The organism is Pantoea sp. ARC270, assembly GCF_003236725.1.
GTDB lineage: Bacteria > Pseudomonadota > Gammaproteobacteria > Enterobacterales > Enterobacteriaceae > Pantoea > Pantoea anthophila.
The window spans coordinates 1-17,007 of sequence record NZ_PUGA01000056.1; the positions used below are offsets into that span (position 1 = coordinate 1).

Genomic DNA, 17,007 nt, shown 5'->3' on the forward strand with positions numbered 1-17,007 from the left:
ATGCCGTGCCGGTCGCTCCTTCGCCGGTAACCCACAGCGATCAGCCGGTGGCAGTGAGTCCTTCCGCTACGCCGGTCAACGATCTGCCTGCGCCATCGCCGCAGTCACCCGGCAACGTTCAGAGCCAGACGCTGGAAGGTAACACCGCCAATGTCTATGACGAGACGCTGGTGGCGGCGGTCAAACGTTTTCAGCAGTGGCAGGGACTGGATGGCGATGGCGCTATCGGTGCCAGAACGCGGCAGTGGCTGAACGTCTCACCCCAGATGCGCGCTTCGTTACTGGCGCTGAATATTCAGCGACTGCGCCTGCTGCCGGATGATATGCACAACGGCATTATGGTCAACATCGCCAACTACTCGCTGATCTATTACAACAACGGCAACAAGATCCTCTCTTCCCGGGTTATTGTCGGGCGCCCCGATCGTAAAACACCACTGATGCGCAGCGCGCTCAATAATGTGGTGCTCAATCCGCCGTGGAATGTGCCGACGACGCTGGTGCGTAAAGATATCATCCCTAAAGTGAAACAGGACCCCACCTATCTCTACAAGCACGGTTATACCCTGCTGTCGGGCTGGAGTGCTGACGCTGAAGTGATCGATCCCAGTATGATCGACTGGCGCATGGTTTCCGCTGCATCCTTCCCTTACCGGATGATTCAGGCTCCGGGTCAGACGAATGCGCTGGGCCGATACAAATTCAACATGCCTAGTTCGGATGCCATCTATCTGCATGACACGCCAAACCATAACCTGTTTCAGCGTGATATTCGTGCGCTCAGCTCAGGCTGCGTGCGTGTGAATAAGGCATCTGAACTGGCCGGGTTGTTACTGCAGGATGCAGGCTGGAACGACTCCCGTATTTCCAGCACCCTGAAAGAGGGGGATACCCGTTATGTGCCGATTCGCCATCGCATCCCGGTCAATCTCTATTACCTTACGGCCTGGGTTGCTGATGATGGCAAGCCGCAGTTCCGCACAGATATTTACAATTATGATGACACCGCCCGTTCGGGCAGTCAGGCACTGAGCCGGGCGAAACAGTTACTGCTCTAGTGATTGATTTTAAATCGTTAGCGGCGCACCTGGCACCGTAAGAAATATCCTCTGAGAGCGATTCCTTCGGGAATCGCCTCTCAAACACGCCCCAGATGGGTTGACGCTTACCTGAGAGAAAGTTATGGTTCGGCCTGTGCGCTTTTTGCACATTTCTATGGCTTCACTCTCAGGTAAACCGCTACATGTCTACTATTGATTCTTTTCGTCGCAACCTGCTGCTTTGCGGTAGTGCCGCCGCCGGACTGGCATTATTGCCCGCTTCTGCAAGGGCCTCGCTTTCAACGTCTCGCCCGCGTGTATTGATGCTTAACAATCTTCACACCGGTGAAACCCTTAAAACTGAATTTTTTAATGGTAAGAGTTACGACAAGGATGAGTTGACACGATTAAATCACTTTTTCCGCGACTACCGCGCCAATAAAGTGAAAAGTATTGATCCGCACCTCTTCGATCAGATTTTCCGCCTGCAGGCACTGCTCGGTACGCGCAAACCTGTCCAGCTGGTCTCGGGCTACCGTTCACTGGCGACCAACAATATGTTACGTGAGAGCGGTCCGGGAGTCGCGAAGCATAGCTATCACACCAAAGGTCAGGCGATGGATTTCCATATTGAAGGGGTTTCATTAGCCAATGTACGCAAAGCGGCGTTATCTCTGCGTGCGGGTGGTGTAGGATATTATCCCCGCAGTAACTTTGTACATATTGATACCGGTCCGATCAGGCACTGGTAACGACACCGGCGACGCTGCGTGAGCCGGTCATGGAGCGTTATGAACTACCACATTATTTCTGTTACAGCCTTTGCCCAGAACTGTTCCGTTATCTGGTGCGACACCACCCGTGAAGCGGCTCTGGTCGATCCAGGCGGCGATGCCGATCTGATTAAACAAACGCTGGAACAGCTCAGACTCAAACCCGCTCAGATTCTGCTGACCCATGGTCATCTCGATCATGTTGGAGCCGCGGTAGAACTGGCGGCTTACTATCAGATCCCTATTGTCGGGCCACAAAAGCGGGATGCTTTCTGGCTGGAGGCGCTGCCCACGCAGAGCCGGATGTTCGGACTGGAAGAGTGCGCCCCTTTCACGCCGGATCGCTGGCTGGAGGAGGGGGAGAGTGTGCAGGTCGGGCTGACTACGCTGGAGGTCCTGCACTGCCCGGGCCATTCACCTGGTCATGTGGTGTTCTTTGGCCGTCCCGCAAGGCTGCTGATTTCAGGTGATGTGATTTTTAATGGCGGCGTGGGACGAACAGACTTCCCGCAGGGCGATCATCAGCAGTTAATTAAGGCGATTCACACTAAATTACTGCCGCTGGGCGATGATGTGACTTTTCTGCCCGGCCATGGCCCTATCTCCACACTAGGACAGGAGCGCATCAGCAATCCTTTTCTGCAGTAAAACAGACCTTTTCCTGCCATAAAAAATGGGCCCTCAGGCCCATTTTTGTTTTATCGCCTGCCTCAGAGCACCGCGACAATCGCTTCGCACAGCGCCGACATGTTGTCCGGCGTCATGCCCGCCACATTCACGCGGCCAGAGTTAACGGCATACACAGCGAACTCTTCACGCAGGCGAATAACCTGCTCTTTGGTTAAGCCGCTGAATGAGAACATGCCGTTTTGCTTAATGATAAAGCTGAAGTCACGCTGCGCACCTTTCTCTGCCAGCGTGTTAACAAACAGCTGCCGCATACGCTGAATGCGCTGACGCATGTCCGACAGCTCCTGCTCCCAGATCGTCCGCAGTGCGTCGTTACTCAGAATCGTCGCGACGACGGCCGCACCATGCGCCGGGGGATTGGAGTAGTTGGCACGAATGGTGTATTTCACCTGACTGAATGCGGTTTCTGCTACGCCGGCGTCGGCCGCTACCAGCGTGATGGCGCCCACGCGCTCATTGTAGAGACCAAAATTCTTCGAGTATGAGCTGGCGACGATCAGCTCCTGATGTGACGCGGCGAAAATACGCAGGCCTTCGGCATCTTCGTCCAGACCACGGGCAAAGCCCTGGTAAGCGAAGTCGAACAGCGGCAGCCAGCCATTCGCCTGTGAGATCTCTGCCAGCTTCTGCCACTGCTCCGCTGTCGGATCGATACCGGTCGGGTTATGGCAGCAGCCGTGGAAAAGTACCACGTCGCCAGGCTGAACCTGACTCAGCGACGCCAGCATTCCCTCAAAATCGAGTGTATGGTTTGCCGCGTCATAATAGTGATATTCACACACCTCAAGACCGGCAGCATTGAACACATTTTTATGATTCGGCCAGCTGGGATTGCTGATCCAGACCCGTTTCACCGCCGTCTGCGTGGCCAGAAAATCTGCCGCAATGCGCAGCGCGCCTGTGCCACCTGGCGTCTGTGCCGTACGTGCGCGGCGCGCGCTAATCAGTGGACTATCATTGCCGAACAGCAGGGCCTGCGTGCAGCGCGCGAAATCCGCCAGACCATCAATGCTGAGATAGTTTTTGGTGGTTTCGTTTTCCAGCAGATACTGCTCAGCCTTTTTAACACTGGTCAGCACCGGGGTCTTGCCGGTTTCGTCTTTATAGACGCCGATACCCAGATTGATTTTTTCAGGGCGGTCATCAGCACGAAACAGATCGGCGAGCCCGAGAATAGGATCGGCGGGTGCAGCAGAGATCGATTCAAACATGTGTCAGGTCCATTAGCGTGAACGTTTGCAAGAGGGCTCTCAGGTTAACGTCCGGCCAGGCAAATGCCAACCGTTTGCGAATCAAAATGCTCTATTTTGCGGTGCGGATTGCGCGACGGGGAGATAAAGACGTTAACGCAGAGCGGAAAGGGGTTAAGCAGCGCAGAGGTTGTGATTAACAGCCATAAAAAAACGGGGCCGCAGCCCCGTTTTTCAACATGTTTAAAGCAGGATTAGAACTGGTAAACCAGGCCTACACCCACCACGTCGTCTGTATTGATACCGAGTGGGTTGTTGTCATCCAGCTGGTTGATTTTGTAATCAACATAGGTAGACATGTTTTTGTTGAAGTAGTAAGTCGCGCCAACATCGATGTATTTAACCAGGTCAGCATCGCCCACGCCTTCGATGTCCTTGCCTTTAGACTGAACGTAGGCGAGGGATGGACGCAGACCGAAGTCGAACTGATACTGTGCTACCAGCTCAATGTTCTGAGCTTTATTTGCGAACGCTGTAAAGTCACCTGAGTTGATAGGTGTAGAGTTGCGGGTCTCACCATACATTGCAGCTAAGTAAACATTGTTAGCATCATATTTCAGAGCAGTTGCCCAGTTTTCAGCACGCTTACCTTCGCCAATACCAGTAGCTACGTTGGTATCAGTGTCAGTATTACGAACAGTGCCCGCTGCCTGTGCATTGGTACGGTCGCTGCTGCTATAAGCTGCTGCGAAGCCTACACCGATAGGTGAAACGTAGGTTGTTGACACACCATAGCCATCACCATTAGCACGACGAATGTCAGCACGATCATTTTTACCCTGATACTGAGCAGCAAAGTCCCAGCCATCTACCAGGCCAAAGAAGTTGGTATTGCGGTAGGTCAGCAAACCGGTGCTACGACCGTTCATGAAGTTATCTGAGTATCCGGAGTCGCCACCGAACTCTGGCAGCATATCGGTCCAGCCGATTGCATCGTAAACCACACCGTAGTTACGGCCGTAGTCGATTGAGCCCGCGTCACCGAATTTCAGACCGGCAAAGCCCAGACGGGTCTTGTTGCCGTCCTGTGCGTCAGAACCTTCAGAGTTGTTCGCCTGAATGTTATATTCCCACTGGCCGTAACCGGTCAGCTGGTCATTAATCTGAGTTTCACCCTTAAAGCCAAAGCGAACATAAGAATTGTCGCCGTTGTTGCTATCGTCATCAGAGAAGTAATGCAGACCAACAGCTTTACCGTACAGGTCCAGTTTGTTGCCGTCTTTGTTATAGATTTCTGCAGCATTGGCTGCGCCGGCGGCTAACAGAGCAGGGATAACCACTGCCAGAATATTGCGCTTCATCATTATTCATTACCCTCATTGGAGTTATTTGTACACCTGCCACTGCCGTAAGGAAATCTTTACAGAACCCTCAACGAAGTTTGGTGTCTTCCTGTGTCTGCACGCATCTTTCCATCCCCCCCGCCGTAATTCTAGCGCGAAAATGCTACTAAACTCGTAATCTGGTTTCTAAAGGAAAATATGTATTACAAAATGTAAAAAAGACGGAACTTTGTGAGAGAACTCAAAATTTACAAAAATAAAAAAAGGTCGGCAGTGCCGACCTCTTTATATATATGATTTTCTTATATTTAATGCCGAATGTCAGAAACTCGCATTACGTGGGGTGCGTGGAAAGGGGATAACGTCCCTGACATTTTGTACGCCGGTAACATAGGCGATTAAACGTTCAAAGCCCAGACCAAAGCCAGAATGCGGAACGGTGCCATAGCGACGCAGGTCACGATACCACCAGTAATCCTCTTTGTTCAGCCCCATCTCTTCCAGACGCGCATCCAGTACATCCAGACGCTCTTCACGCTGTGAACCGCCGATGATCTCACCAATGCCCGGCGCCAGAACGTCCATCGCCGCCACGGTTTTGCCATCCTCGTTCAGGCGCATATAGAACGCCTTAATATCTTTCGGGTAGTTTTTCACAACCACTGGCGCTTTGAAGTGTTTCTCTGCCAGATAACGCTCGTGTTCAGAGGAGAGGTCGATACCCCAGGACACCGGATTCTCGAAGGTCTGACCGCAGTTCTTCAGGATCTCAATCGCATCGGTGTAGTCGACCTGAGCAAAATCGGTAGTGATGAAACGCTGCAGGCGTTCAACAGCCTCTTTATCGACACGCTCAGCAAAGAAGGCCATGTCGTCAGCGCGCTCTTCCAGCACCGCGTTAAACACATATTTCAGCATGGCTTCGGCCAGTGCTGCGGCATCATCCAGCGAAGCAAACGCAATTTCCGGCTCCAGCATCCAGAATTCCGCCAGGTGACGGCTGGTGTTAGAGTTTTCGGCGCGGAAGGTCGGACCAAAGGTGTAAATCTTCGACAGGGCGCTGGCATAGGTTTCACCGTTCAGCTGACCTGATACGGTCAGGAATGCCTCTTTGCCAAAGAAATCTTCAGCGAAATCGACTTTGCCCTGATCGTCACGCGGCAGGTTTTCCAGATCCAGCGTCGAAACGCGGAACATCTCGCCTGCGCCTTCGGTGTCTGACGCGGTGATCAGCGGGGTGGAGACCCAGAAATAGCCATTTTCATGGAAGAAACGGTGCAGCGCCTGCGCCAGAGTATGGCGGACGCGGGCAACCGCGCCAATCAGGTTGGTGCGCGGACGCAGGTGAGCCACTTCACGCAGATACTCAATGCTGTGGCGCTTAGCCGCCATCGGGTAGCTGTCCGGATCTTCCACCCAGCCGACCACTTCCAGATGGGTCGCCTGGATCTCAAACGCCTGGCCCTGACCCGGCGAAGCCACCACTTTACCGGTGACGATAACCGAACAGCCCGTGGTCAGACGCAGCACTTCATCCTGATAATTATTCAGAGAATTATTGACGACAGCCTGAACGGGATTAAAGCAGGAGCCGTCATACACGGCGATGAAGGAAAGACCGGCTTTGGAATCTCTTCGGGTACGCACCCAACCACGTACGGTGACTTCACTGTCAACCGCGACGCGACCGTGCAGTACGTCCGCTACAGGCACTACGCTCATAAATATCTCTCTATATAGAAGAAGTGAGTAAAAAAAGTTGCCCCATCCGGGGTTTTGCTATGTTACTTGCGAGTCTTCAGGAAACAAGCAAAATTCAGGCTGAAAACAGATTTATTACAGCAGAGGCGGGGCGTATTGACGCCCCGATAAGAGGGGATTTAACTCGCTTTTTTCACCAGCGGCAGGTCAAAGGCTTTACGCAACGCTCTGACAAAGGCTTTGTCCTGACAGATCGTTTTACCCGGGCTGTCGGAGAGTTTCGCCACCGGTTTACCGTTGCACTGCACCAGTTTGATGACGATATTCAGTGGCGTGACGCCCGGAATATCGCAGGTCAGGCGGGTCCCGATACCGAAAACCACATTCGTTCGCTGACCAAAATGGCGGTAAAGCGCCAGCGCCTTGTCGAGATTCAGATTGTCAGAAAAGACCAGATTTTTGCTTAAGGGATCGATACCCAGCTTCTGATAGTGGGCGAGCGCTTTCTCACCCCATTCAACCGGATCGCCGGAATCGTGGCGCAGACCCTGATAACGGCGGGCGAACACCGGGCCAAAGTCGCGCAGGAACGCATCCATGGCGATACAGTCGGTCAGCGCAATACCCAGCTGGTCGTCATACTCATCCAGCCACGCCTGCAGTGCTGCCCGCTGGCTGTTCGCCAGAACGGGACTGATCTGCTGGAACGCCTGAAACCACTCGTGCGCCTGGGTGCCCACTGGCGTGAGTGACAGGCGGCGCGCCAGGTCATAGTTACTGGTACCAATCAGCCAGGGGAAATCCTGTTTCAGCGTTGCGACAATCGACTGCTGTACATCCTGTGAATAGCGACGGCGGGTGCCGAAATCCATCAGGCGGAAGCGTGACATGTCGAGGTCGGCCACCTGCGCGTTAAAGTCGCTGAGCTTATGATGCAGGTGGTCAATTGCCTGCTGAGTGGTGACCTGCGGTGTGCGATGACGATGCACAATCTCGCTGATCAGCGCCAGCAGCGGCACCTCCCACAGTATCACTTCACGCCACGGCCCCTGAATACGAAGGTCCAGCTTGCCGTGATGATTGCGCACCTCAACCTGCTCCGGTTTGTAGCGGAACTGGCGAAGCCAGCTCAGGTAATCTTCGCGAAAGAAGGGAAGATGAGACAACCAGGTCGCTTCATCTTCAGTCAGCGCCAGATTTTGCATTGCGGTTATCGCGTCACGAATTTCGTCAGCGTAGAGACCCAGCAGTTCGTCGCCGCGGCAGCGAAACTCCGCCGTCACCGTTACGTCGTGGTAGCGGTGGAAAACGGCCTGCTGCATATGGAGCTTATAGGCGTCCGTATCCAGCAGCGAGGTCAGTATCGGGGAAGCATGTCCTGTCATGGCGCGTTTCAGCATCCTGTTCGGTGGCGCAGAGCCCGGTGTTGTACACAGTCATAAAGACGCAAAAGTATAATTCACTATCTGACGCCGATCACAGCATATTTCAGTCCGGCGGGTCGAGGCCAATCTGTGCCTTTGTTAACAAACTGTAGACATTTCACCCTTTAGCTGCATTGTGCGTGGCAAGCTTGTTGTAACAAGCTTAGACTTTGCCGGTAAACTTATAACAACGCGAGACGGAATATGACGCAACAGCCCCAAATCAAGTATCGCCACGACTATCGTGCGCCTGATTACACCATCACCGACATCGATTTAACCTTTGAACTGGATGCGTCGACCACCCGCGTAACGGCCATCAGCCAGGTCAAACGGCTGGGCGACAGCCAGGCTGAGCTGCGCCTGGACGGAGAGGCGTTAACGCTGATTGCGCTGGAAATCGATGGGCAGCCCTGGACGGCGTTCCGTGAAGAAGAGGGGGCGCTGGTCATCAGTCAGCTGCCGGAAAGCTTCACCCTGAAAATCATCAACGATATTCATCCGGATCAGAACACCGCGCTGGAAGGACTGTACAAATCGGGTGAGGCACTCTGCACCCAGTGCGAAGCTGAAGGCTTCCGTCATATTACCTGGTATCTCGATCGCCCGGATGTGCTGGCGCGTTTTACTACCACCATTTATGCCGACGGCAATCGCTATCCCTACCTGCTCTCCAACGGTAACCGGATCGACGGCGGCCAGGACGATCAGGGGCGTAACTGGGTAAAGTGGCAGGACCCGTTCCCGAAACCCTGCTATCTGTTTGCGCTGGTGGCGGGCGACTTCGACGTGCTGCGCGACAGCTTTACCACCCGCTCAGGCCGTGATGTGGCGCTGGAGATCTTCGTCGACCGCGGCAATCTCGACCGCGCTGACTGGGCGATGACCTCGCTGAAAAACAGCATGAAGTGGGATGAGGAGCGTTTCGGTCTGGAGTATGACCTCGACATCTTTATGATCGTGGCAGTGGACTTCTTTAATATGGGGGCGATGGAAAACAAAGGCCTCAACGTCTTTAACGCCAAATATGTGCTGGCCAAAGCTGAAACCGCGACCGACAAAGATTATCTCGGTATTGAAGCCGTAATCGGTCATGAATATTTCCATAACTGGACCGGTAACCGTGTGACCTGCCGCGACTGGTTCCAGCTCAGCCTGAAAGAGGGGCTGACGGTCTTCCGCGATCAGGAGTTCAGCTCCGATCTGGGCTCGCGCGCGGTGAACCGCATCGATAATGTGCGCATCGTTCGTGGTGCACAGTTCGCCGAAGATGCCAGCCCGATGGCGCACCCGATCCGCCCGGATCAGGTGATCGAAATGAACAACTTCTACACCCTGACCGTGTATGAAAAGGGATCGGAAGTGATCCGCATGATGCACACGCTGCTGGGTGAGGAGAATTTCCAGAAAGGCATGCAGCTCTATTTTGAGCGCCACGACGGCAGCGCGGCAACCTGTGATGATTTTGTTCAGGCGATGGAAGATGCTTCAAACGTCGACCTGTCGCAGTTCCGCCGCTGGTACAGCCAGTCGGGTACACCGGTCCTGACGGTTCGTGACGACTATAATCCGGAGCTGGAACAGTACACCCTGCATGTTACCCAGCACACGCCAGCCACCGCCGACCAGAAAGAGAAGCTGCCGCTGCACATTCCGCTGGATATCGAACTCTATGATGGTGAAGGCAAGGTGATCCCGCTGCAGCATAATGGGCAGCCGGTGCATCATGTGCTGAATGTTACCGAGGAGTTCCAGACCTTTATTTTCGACAACGTCTACTTCCAGCCGGTGCCGTCGCTGCTGCGTGAATTCTCTGCGCCGGTGAAGCTCGACTATAAGTGGAGTGACGCGCAGCTTACCTTCCTGATGCGCCATGCCCGCAACGACTTCTCCCGCTGGGATGCGGCTCAGAGCCTGCTGGCCACCTATATCCGCCTCAATGTTGCCCGTTATCAGCAGGGTCAGCATCTGTCGCTGCCGCTGCACGTCGCCGACGCGTTCCGCGCAGTGCTGCTTGATACCGACTGCGACCCGGCACTGACCGCGCTGATCATGACGCTGCCGTCAGAAAATGAGATTGCCGAGCTGTTTGACGTTATCGATCCGCAGGCTATCTCACTGGTGCGGGATGCGCTGCAGCGTACGCTGGCGCGCGAACTGGCCGATGAATTCTTTGCGATTTACAACGCCAATCAGCAGCCCGAGTACCGGGTGGAGCATGAGGCGATTGGTCAGCGCAGCCTGAAAAATATCTGCCTGACCTATCTCGCCTTCAGCGATGCGCAGCTGGCGGACAAACTGGTGCAGGCGCAGTATCAGCAGGCGACCAACATGACTGATGCGCTGGCTGCTCTTTCTGCCGCTGTGGCGGCGCAGCTGCCGTGCCGCGATGCGCTGCTGGCGGCGTATGATGAGCGCTGGCATCAGGATGGTCTGGTCATGGACAAATGGTTTGTGCTGCAGGCGACCAGTCCGGCTGCCAACGTGATGCGCAACGTGCGTCAGCTTCTGACGCATCGCTCCTTCACGATGAGTAACCCGAACCGCGTTCGCTCGCTGGTGGGTGCCTTTGCCTCCGCGAACCCTGCTGCTTTCCATGCAAAAGATGGCAGCGGCTATAAGTTCCTGGTCGAGATGCTGACTGATCTCAACACCCGTAATCCGCAGGTGGCGGCACGGATGGTGGAGCCGCTGATTCGCCTGAAACGCTATGACGAAACGCGTCAGGCGATGATGCGCGAGGCGCTGGAAGAACTGCTGACGCTGGATAAACTCTCTGGCGATCTCTACGAGAAAATCACCCGGGCGCTGAACGCCTGATAATAAAAAGGCGGAGCGTCTGAGACGGCCTCCGCCTTTTTTTAGCGCTGCTGCGCCAGTCGCACCGGTGGAGTGCGCTCTGTACGCTGCATCACCCGATCCAGCACCTCCGCTTCCAGCTCGGCGAGTCGTGCCGATCCCCGGCGTCGCGGCCTGGGCAAATCGACCTGAAGATCCAGCCCGATCTCTCCCTCCTCAATCAACAGCACCCGATCCGCCATCACAACCGCCTCACTGACATCGTGCGTGACCAGCAGCACGGTAAAGTGATGCTGCTGCCACAGCGACTCAATCAGTCCCTGCATTTCGATGCGGGTCAGGGCATCCAGTGCCCCCAGTGGCTCATCCAGCAGCAACAGACCGGGACGATGGATCAGCGCCCGGGCCAGCGCAACCCGCTGTTTCTGACCTCCCGACAGCGCGGCAGGCCACTCATCAGCCCGATCGGCAAGTCCGACTGCCGCCAGGGCATCCCGCGCCGCGCCGCGCCATTCGCGTCCGCGCAGTCCCAGGCCGACGTTATCGATCACTTTTTTCCACGGCAGCAGTCGCGCATCCTGGAACATCAGACGGGTATCGTCGCGCGCCGACTGCAACGGCGCATTGCCCGCCAGCAGCTCACCGCTGGAGCAGTGCTCCAGCCCGGCCAGCAGGCGCAGCAGGGTACTTTTGCCACAGCCGCTGCGGCCCACGACCGCCACAAACTGACCGGAAGGGATATGCAGGTCAATTTTATTGAGAATGGTGCGGTTGCCATACTGTTTGCTGACGCCGTTGACGCCAACCGGGGTGCCGGTGTTGAGGCGTGCCGGTGAGAGAATCGGACTCATGCGTTCTCCTCCTTTAATTGATAAGCGGGATGCCAGCGCAGCCAGACACGCTCCAGCAGCAGCGCGGCGACATCCGCCAGTTTACCGAGCAGGGCGTAGAGAATAATGGCGACCACCACCACATCCGTCTGCAGAAATTCCCGCGCATTCATCGCCAGATAGCCGATACCGGCGTTGGCGGAAATGGTCTCCGCGACGATCAGCGTCAGCCACATCAGGCCGAGGGCGAAACGCACGCCGACCATGATATTCGGCAGCGCGCCAGGCAGGATCACCTGGATAAACAGACTCCAGCCGGAGAGGCCGTAGCTGCGCGCCATCTCAACCAGCCCGCGGTCAATATTACGGATGCCGTGATAGGTGTTGAGGTAGATAGGGAAAAGCGTGCCCAGCGCCACCAGGAAAATCTTGGCCGACTCATCAATACCGAACCAGAGGATCACGAGCGGGATCAGGGCCAGATGCGGCACGTTGCGCAGCATCTGAACCGAGGTATCGAGCAGACGCTCACCGGTTTTTGAGGTGCCGGTAATCAGTCCAAGTATCAGACCGATGGAGCCGCCAATAGCGAAACCGACCAGCGCCCGCCAGCTACTGATCGCCAGGTGCTGCCACAGTTCGCCGCTGACCGTCAGCTGCCAGAAGGTGGTTACGATTTTCTCCGGCGCCGGCAGAATGCGGGTTGATAACCAGCCGGTTTGCGAGGCAATCTGCCACACCACGATTAGCAGGAGAGGCAGCAGCCACGGCACCAGCGTATCGGCAAGACGTTTTCGGGTTCTGGCCATTCTGCTCTCCTCAGCCCCGGGCGACTTTTTTCTCAGGGGTAAAATCGTTGGCTACCGCTTCACCGTGCGCCTGAACGACGCGAGGCTGCGGGACCAGCGGCACCTGCAGGTCGAGATGCGGGAACAGGAGTTCCCCGACGCGATAAGCCTCTTCCAGATGCGGGTAGCCTGACAGAATAAAGGTCTCGATACCCAGCGCTTCATACTCTTTGATCCGGGCGGCAACGGTCGGGCCATCACCCACCAGTGCGGTTCCGGCACCGCTGCGCACCAGACCGACACCTGCCCAGAGGTTCGGGCTGATTTCGAGCTTGTCGCGGCGACCCCCGTGGAGCGCGGCCATGCGACGTTGTCCGACAGAATCGGCGCGCTGGAATGCCGCCTGCGCTTTGGCGATGGTGGCGTCATCCACATTGGCAATCAGCCGGTCAGCCGCCTGCCAGGCCTCTTCATTAGTTTCACGCACAATCACATGCAGACGGATACCGAACCGCACGGTCCGGCCCTGAGCGGCCGCTTTCGCGCGCACCTGCTCAATCTTCTCTTTGACCTGCGCAGGCGGCTCGCCCCAGGTGAGGTAGACATCAACCTGCTCCGCGGCCAGCTCCTGCGCCGGTTCCGAGGAGCCGCCAAACCAGAGCGGCGGACGAGGCTGCTGGACCGGTTTAAACATCAGTCGCGCCCCGCGAACGTGCACATGCCTGCCTTCATAGTCGACGGTTTCCCCCTCAAGGACCCGACGCCAGACGCGGGTAAACTCGGCGGACTCCGCGTAACGCTCGCGGTGATCGAGGAACACCCCGTCGCCCGCCAGCTCTTCCGGATCGCCGCCGGTCACCAGGTTGAACAGCGCCCGCCCGTTAGAGAGGCGATCCAGGGTGGCGGCCTGACGGGCGGCCTGCGTCGGTGAAATCACACCCGGCCGCAGCGCCACCAGAAAACGCAGACGCTGAGTGACCGGAATCAGCGAGGCGGCCACCAGCCAGGCATCTTCACAGGAGCGGCCGGTCGGGATAAGGACGCCGCCAAAGCCAAGACGGTCCGCGGCCTGCGCCACCTGCTGCAGATAGGCGTGATCAACCGGTCGCGCCCCTTCAGCCGTGCCAAGATAGTGTCCGTCGCCATGGGTTGGCAGGAACCAGAAAACAGATACGCTCATTGTTGCTCCTTATTGCGTGACGGTGTGGGGATGCCAGAGACGATCCTGAATCGTCACTTTGACTGGCAACAGATGATTGGCATAAAAGAGATCGGCGGTGCGCTGCTGCGCGGCGGCCGTTTCGGCACTGACCGGTGAAATGCGGGTCGGCGGCCGGTGATCCAGATAGCTGGCGATAACCGGTTCGGGCAGGCCCATCGCCTGAGCCAGCAGGGTGGTACTCTGCTGCCGCTGGCTGATGGTGAGCGCATCGGCCGCACTGAACGTGTCGAGCACCTGCTGAATAAAGGCGCCATGGGCTTCGGCATAGCTGCGGGTCGCTAAATAGAACGAGCCGGTCAGGTTGAGCGAGCTGCCGTCGATCAGCAGGCGCGAGTTACCCTGCTGGAGCACGGAGGAGTAGTAGGGGTCCCAGATAGCCCAGGCATCAACGTTGCCCTGCTGGAAAGCGGCGCGGGCATCGGCGGGCGTCAGATAGACCGGCGTAATATCGTTAAAGGAGAGTCCCGCCTGCTGCAGCGCGCGCAGCAGCAGGTTGTGCGAGCTGGAGCCTTTCTGGAAGGCGACTTTTTTCCCTTTCAGATCCGCCACCTGTTTCAGGGGGCTGTTTTTCGGCACCAGAATCACTTCTGATTTCGGTTTCGGCGGTTCAGAACCTACATAGAGCAGATCAGCGCCCGCGGCCTGCGCAAACAGCGGCGGAAGGTCGCCGGTGCTGCCGAGATCGATGCTGTTCACATTCAGCGCTTCCAGCATCTGAGGGCCCGCCGGGAACTCGACCCACTTAATATGCGTATGGGGAAAACGCTTCTCCAGTAACTGATGCGACTTTGCCAGCACCATGCTGACTGAGCCTTTCTGATAACCGATACGAATCTCAGCCGGATCGGATTCGGCGGCCTGAACCTGAAGGCCCGCCAGCAGAAGTCCCGCAACCAGCCACTTTCCTAATCTCTGCTTCATTGCTCTTTCCTTAAACCGCTTGCGCAACGGGGTGGTGGTGACGGGTCAGCGCCAGCCAGAAGGCGGAAACCGCTTCATCCAGACGCTCTGCCAGAGAGGCCTGTAATTCAGGCTGCCGGTCATAATGAATCACCTGATGATCCTCGGCATAAACGCCGTGCAGAATCTCCTGCGCCTTCAGGGCATTGAGAACCGGCTTCAGGGCGTAGTCGAGTGCCAGCATATGACCGGCACTGCCGCCGCTGGCCAGTGGCAGAACCACTTTATGTTCCAGCGCGCGTTCCGGCAGCAGATCAAGCAGGGTCTTCAGCGCCCCCGAAAATGAGGCTTTATAGATCGGGGTCGCCACAATCAGCCCATCCGCGGAGGCCAGGTCCTCGCGTAATGCCAGCAGGGCAGGCGCATCAAAGCGCGCATTGATCAGATCGTCAGGCTGAAAGTTGTGAATATTCCAGGGAATGACTTCAACGCCACGCGCCTCCAGCTTGTGCTGACACAGCGTCAGCAGGGAAGTTGAGCGGGAGGGGAACCGTGGGCTGCCTGCCAGCGTAATAACTCGCATCATCACTCCTTATAACTAAAAGTTATTGATTATCAAATGTTGAGAACTTATGCCTTCATACTGTCAGAGCAGGGCAGTGGGCTTAAATGATTTATCCGGCAAAGTAAGCGTAAAAACTGCAAATAGAAGCGGCGGAAACCGGGGCGCATCCGGGGGCATTCCGAATATTCTTAATTTCAGGGCAAACAGAGAAACGATTCATTAAGGAGGGTGATGCGAGATCGCAAAAACAGGCGGGATGCCCAAAAAAAATCGCTCTCGTCTGATTGCCTGAACATTCTGATTGTGACCGACAACCCCATTAAGCGCAGCGGCCGGGTCAGAAGCAGCACGGAAACTGACTGGTAGTGGGCTTCCTTCGTCTGCTATTAGGATTTATGCCATAAGGCAGAGTGTAATAAAAATGAAGGAATGGTGACGTTTTTCACTGATTCAGACGTTCGCTTACAGATTCCTGAATCTGGTTACGTCTGCTTTATCACCTATTTTTAAATCAATCCTCAACAGTTTTAACATTACAGCGGGGTATTGATGCACGTCTTTTAACAGTGATACTCCTGTGAAACGTTAAGATATTTTTTACGACTGGTCTTTTTTTACGAAGCCGGTTTAAGATAATCGGGCTGAATCAAAGAAACAGAATATCAGCCTCTCACTCTTTTCATCGCTTCGCCTCTGGTCAGGACCTGCATCAGGCAGGTGAATCGTTTTGTTATTTTTAACAGCTGAGAATTACCTATGTCTGACATCCTGTTATCCGTAATTATTCCAACCTACAACGTTGAGAAATATATTGTCGAGTGCGTTGATTCCTTATTGCGCCAGGTTAAATCTCCCAATGAAATTCTCATTGTGAATGATGGCTCCACCGACGGAACGCTGGCCTTACTTGAACAGAATTATGCGCATCTTTCTCAGGTGAAAATAATTACCACGGAAAATGGCGGCGCCGGTCGTGCTCGCGATGTGGGTATTGAGCAGGCCAGAGGCCAGTTCCTCTTTTTCTGCGACCCGGATGATGTCGTGGTTGATGGCCTGGTGGCGGAACTCGCGACGGTCGCGGAACAGCACCCGGAAACCGACCTGTTCTGTTTCAACTCCTGCGTTTTTCGGGATGGGCAGATTGATGTTACTTCACCTAAAGTCAGACACGAAATTTTTGGCCAGCAGAAATCGCAGGAGGTCTTTTTGCATCTGCTGCGAAACGGCAGATATACCTCGGCGGCCTGGAGTTATATCGTCAGTAAGCGAATTGTCGAGCAGCATAAATTACGCTTTGTTGGACGCGTTCATGAAGATCACAACTTTACGCTCTCCGTGTTTGTAAAAAGTCAGCAGGCCTGGGTCAGCCGTCAGGTTTATTATAAACAGCGTATCCGTAATGGCTCGCTGACCAACAGTACCAAAAGTAATGAGTTTTTCTATCAGCGTTATAACGCTTTTATGCACGCCTACAGTACGTTAAACAGCTCGGTCACGAAATCCGCCTGGCGCAGTTCGCTGGAGAAAGCCTATTTAGTTCATTCGTTTCGCCTGATGATCTACCTGTCACTCTATAATGGCACCCCCGTGCCGGAATATGTCCTGAATGCCATCCGCTTCCTGGGCCGTAATGTCAAAACAGAAAACGTCAAGGAGTGGCTACTGTTCAATCGCCCTGAACTCTTTATTGCGTTACAGCATTACAAAGTTAAAAAAGAGCTCAGTCGTGCCGCCTGATCCTG

General features: G+C 55.3%; 14 protein-coding genes. 5 read left to right on the top strand and 9 right to left on the bottom strand.

The features are described 5' to 3' along the window. From ldtD to CKF42_RS19920, 3 genes are all read left to right on the top strand, one after another. Positions 1 to 1,058: L,D-transpeptidase (ldtD, locus tag CKF42_RS19910; protein WP_111209021.1), on the top strand; the 1,058-nt coding region annotated here is incomplete at its 5' end. A 185-nt stretch (positions 1,059 to 1,243) separates the two neighbouring features. Next, positions 1,244 to 1,792 carry a YcbK family protein gene (locus tag CKF42_RS19915; RefSeq protein ID WP_009091085.1) on the top strand — a complete coding sequence of 183 codons (549 nt, stop codon included), beginning with the start codon at positions 1,244 to 1,246 and terminating at the stop codon, positions 1,790 to 1,792. 39 nt (positions 1,793 to 1,831) lie between these two features. Continuing rightward, positions 1,832 to 2,461 (top strand): MBL fold metallo-hydrolase, encoded by a 630-nt coding sequence (locus CKF42_RS19920; RefSeq protein WP_111209022.1) that lies wholly within the window; start codon positions 1,832 to 1,834, stop codon positions 2,459 to 2,461. A gap of 62 nt (positions 2,462 to 2,523) precedes the next feature. Here CKF42_RS19920 and CKF42_RS19925 read toward each other — a convergent pair whose 3' ends face one another. The 4 genes from CKF42_RS19925 to pncB all read right to left on the bottom strand — a co-directional run bounded on the left by CKF42_RS19925 (position 2,524) and on the right by pncB (position 8,122). Continuing rightward, entirely contained in the window at positions 2,524 to 3,714 is a 1,191-nt protein-coding gene (locus tag CKF42_RS19925) for an amino acid aminotransferase (protein ID WP_009091082.1), read from the bottom strand. A 233-nt stretch (positions 3,715 to 3,947) separates the two neighbouring features. Then, positions 3,948 to 5,057, bottom strand: a complete 1,110-nt coding sequence (gene ompF, locus CKF42_RS19930; protein ID WP_009091081.1) for a porin OmpF — start codon at positions 5,055 to 5,057, stop codon at positions 3,948 to 3,950. A gap of 300 nt (positions 5,058 to 5,357) precedes the next feature. Further along, on the bottom strand, positions 5,358 to 6,758 hold the full coding sequence (gene asnS / locus CKF42_RS19935; RefSeq protein WP_009091079.1) for an asparagine--tRNA ligase: 1,401 nt from the start codon (positions 6,756 to 6,758) through the stop codon (positions 5,358 to 5,360). Between the two features lie 158 nt (positions 6,759 to 6,916). After that, entirely contained in the window at positions 6,917 to 8,122 is a 1,206-nt protein-coding gene (gene pncB, locus CKF42_RS19940; RefSeq protein ID WP_009091077.1) for a nicotinate phosphoribosyltransferase, read from the bottom strand. A 243-nt stretch (positions 8,123 to 8,365) separates the two neighbouring features. Between pncB and pepN the strand changes: the two genes are divergently transcribed. Next, on the top strand, positions 8,366 to 10,981 hold the full coding sequence (pepN, locus tag CKF42_RS19945; protein WP_111209023.1) for an aminopeptidase N: 2,616 nt from the start codon (positions 8,366 to 8,368) through the stop codon (positions 10,979 to 10,981). A 41-nt stretch (positions 10,982 to 11,022) separates the two neighbouring features. On the opposite strand, the gene ssuB is transcribed toward pepN, so the two are convergent. From ssuB to ssuE, 5 genes are read right to left on the bottom strand one after another with little or no spacing between them, the layout of a single operon-like run. After that, positions 11,023 to 11,811, bottom strand: coding sequence for an aliphatic sulfonates ABC transporter ATP-binding protein (ssuB, locus tag CKF42_RS19950; RefSeq protein WP_009091072.1), 789 nt, complete (start codon positions 11,809 to 11,811; stop codon positions 11,023 to 11,025). After that, a complete protein-coding gene (gene ssuC / locus CKF42_RS19955; RefSeq protein WP_058957440.1) occupies positions 11,808 to 12,599 on the bottom strand; it encodes an aliphatic sulfonate ABC transporter permease SsuC in 792 nt (263 codons plus the stop codon). The genes ssuB and ssuC overlap by 4 nt, the downstream gene beginning before the upstream one ends. 10 nt (positions 12,600 to 12,609) lie before the next feature. After that, positions 12,610 to 13,758, bottom strand: coding sequence for an FMNH2-dependent alkanesulfonate monooxygenase (ssuD, locus tag CKF42_RS19960; protein ID WP_111209024.1), 1,149 nt, complete (start codon positions 13,756 to 13,758; stop codon positions 12,610 to 12,612). Between the two features lie 9 nt (positions 13,759 to 13,767). Continuing rightward, positions 13,768 to 14,721: a sulfonate ABC transporter substrate-binding protein gene (locus tag CKF42_RS19965; protein WP_009091067.1), complete on the bottom strand. Its 954-nt coding sequence runs from the start codon at positions 14,719 to 14,721 to the stop codon at positions 13,768 to 13,770. Between the two features lie 10 nt (positions 14,722 to 14,731). Then, entirely contained in the window at positions 14,732 to 15,283 is a 552-nt protein-coding gene (ssuE, locus tag CKF42_RS19970; protein WP_058957438.1) for an NADPH-dependent FMN reductase, read from the bottom strand. Positions 15,284 to 16,021: 738 nt separating this feature from the next. Between ssuE and CKF42_RS19975 the strand changes: the two genes are divergently transcribed. Beyond that, positions 16,022 to 17,002, top strand: coding sequence for a glycosyltransferase family 2 protein (locus tag CKF42_RS19975; RefSeq protein WP_111209025.1), 981 nt, complete (start codon positions 16,022 to 16,024; stop codon positions 17,000 to 17,002). The last annotated feature ends 5 nt before the right edge of the window (positions 17,003 to 17,007 follow it).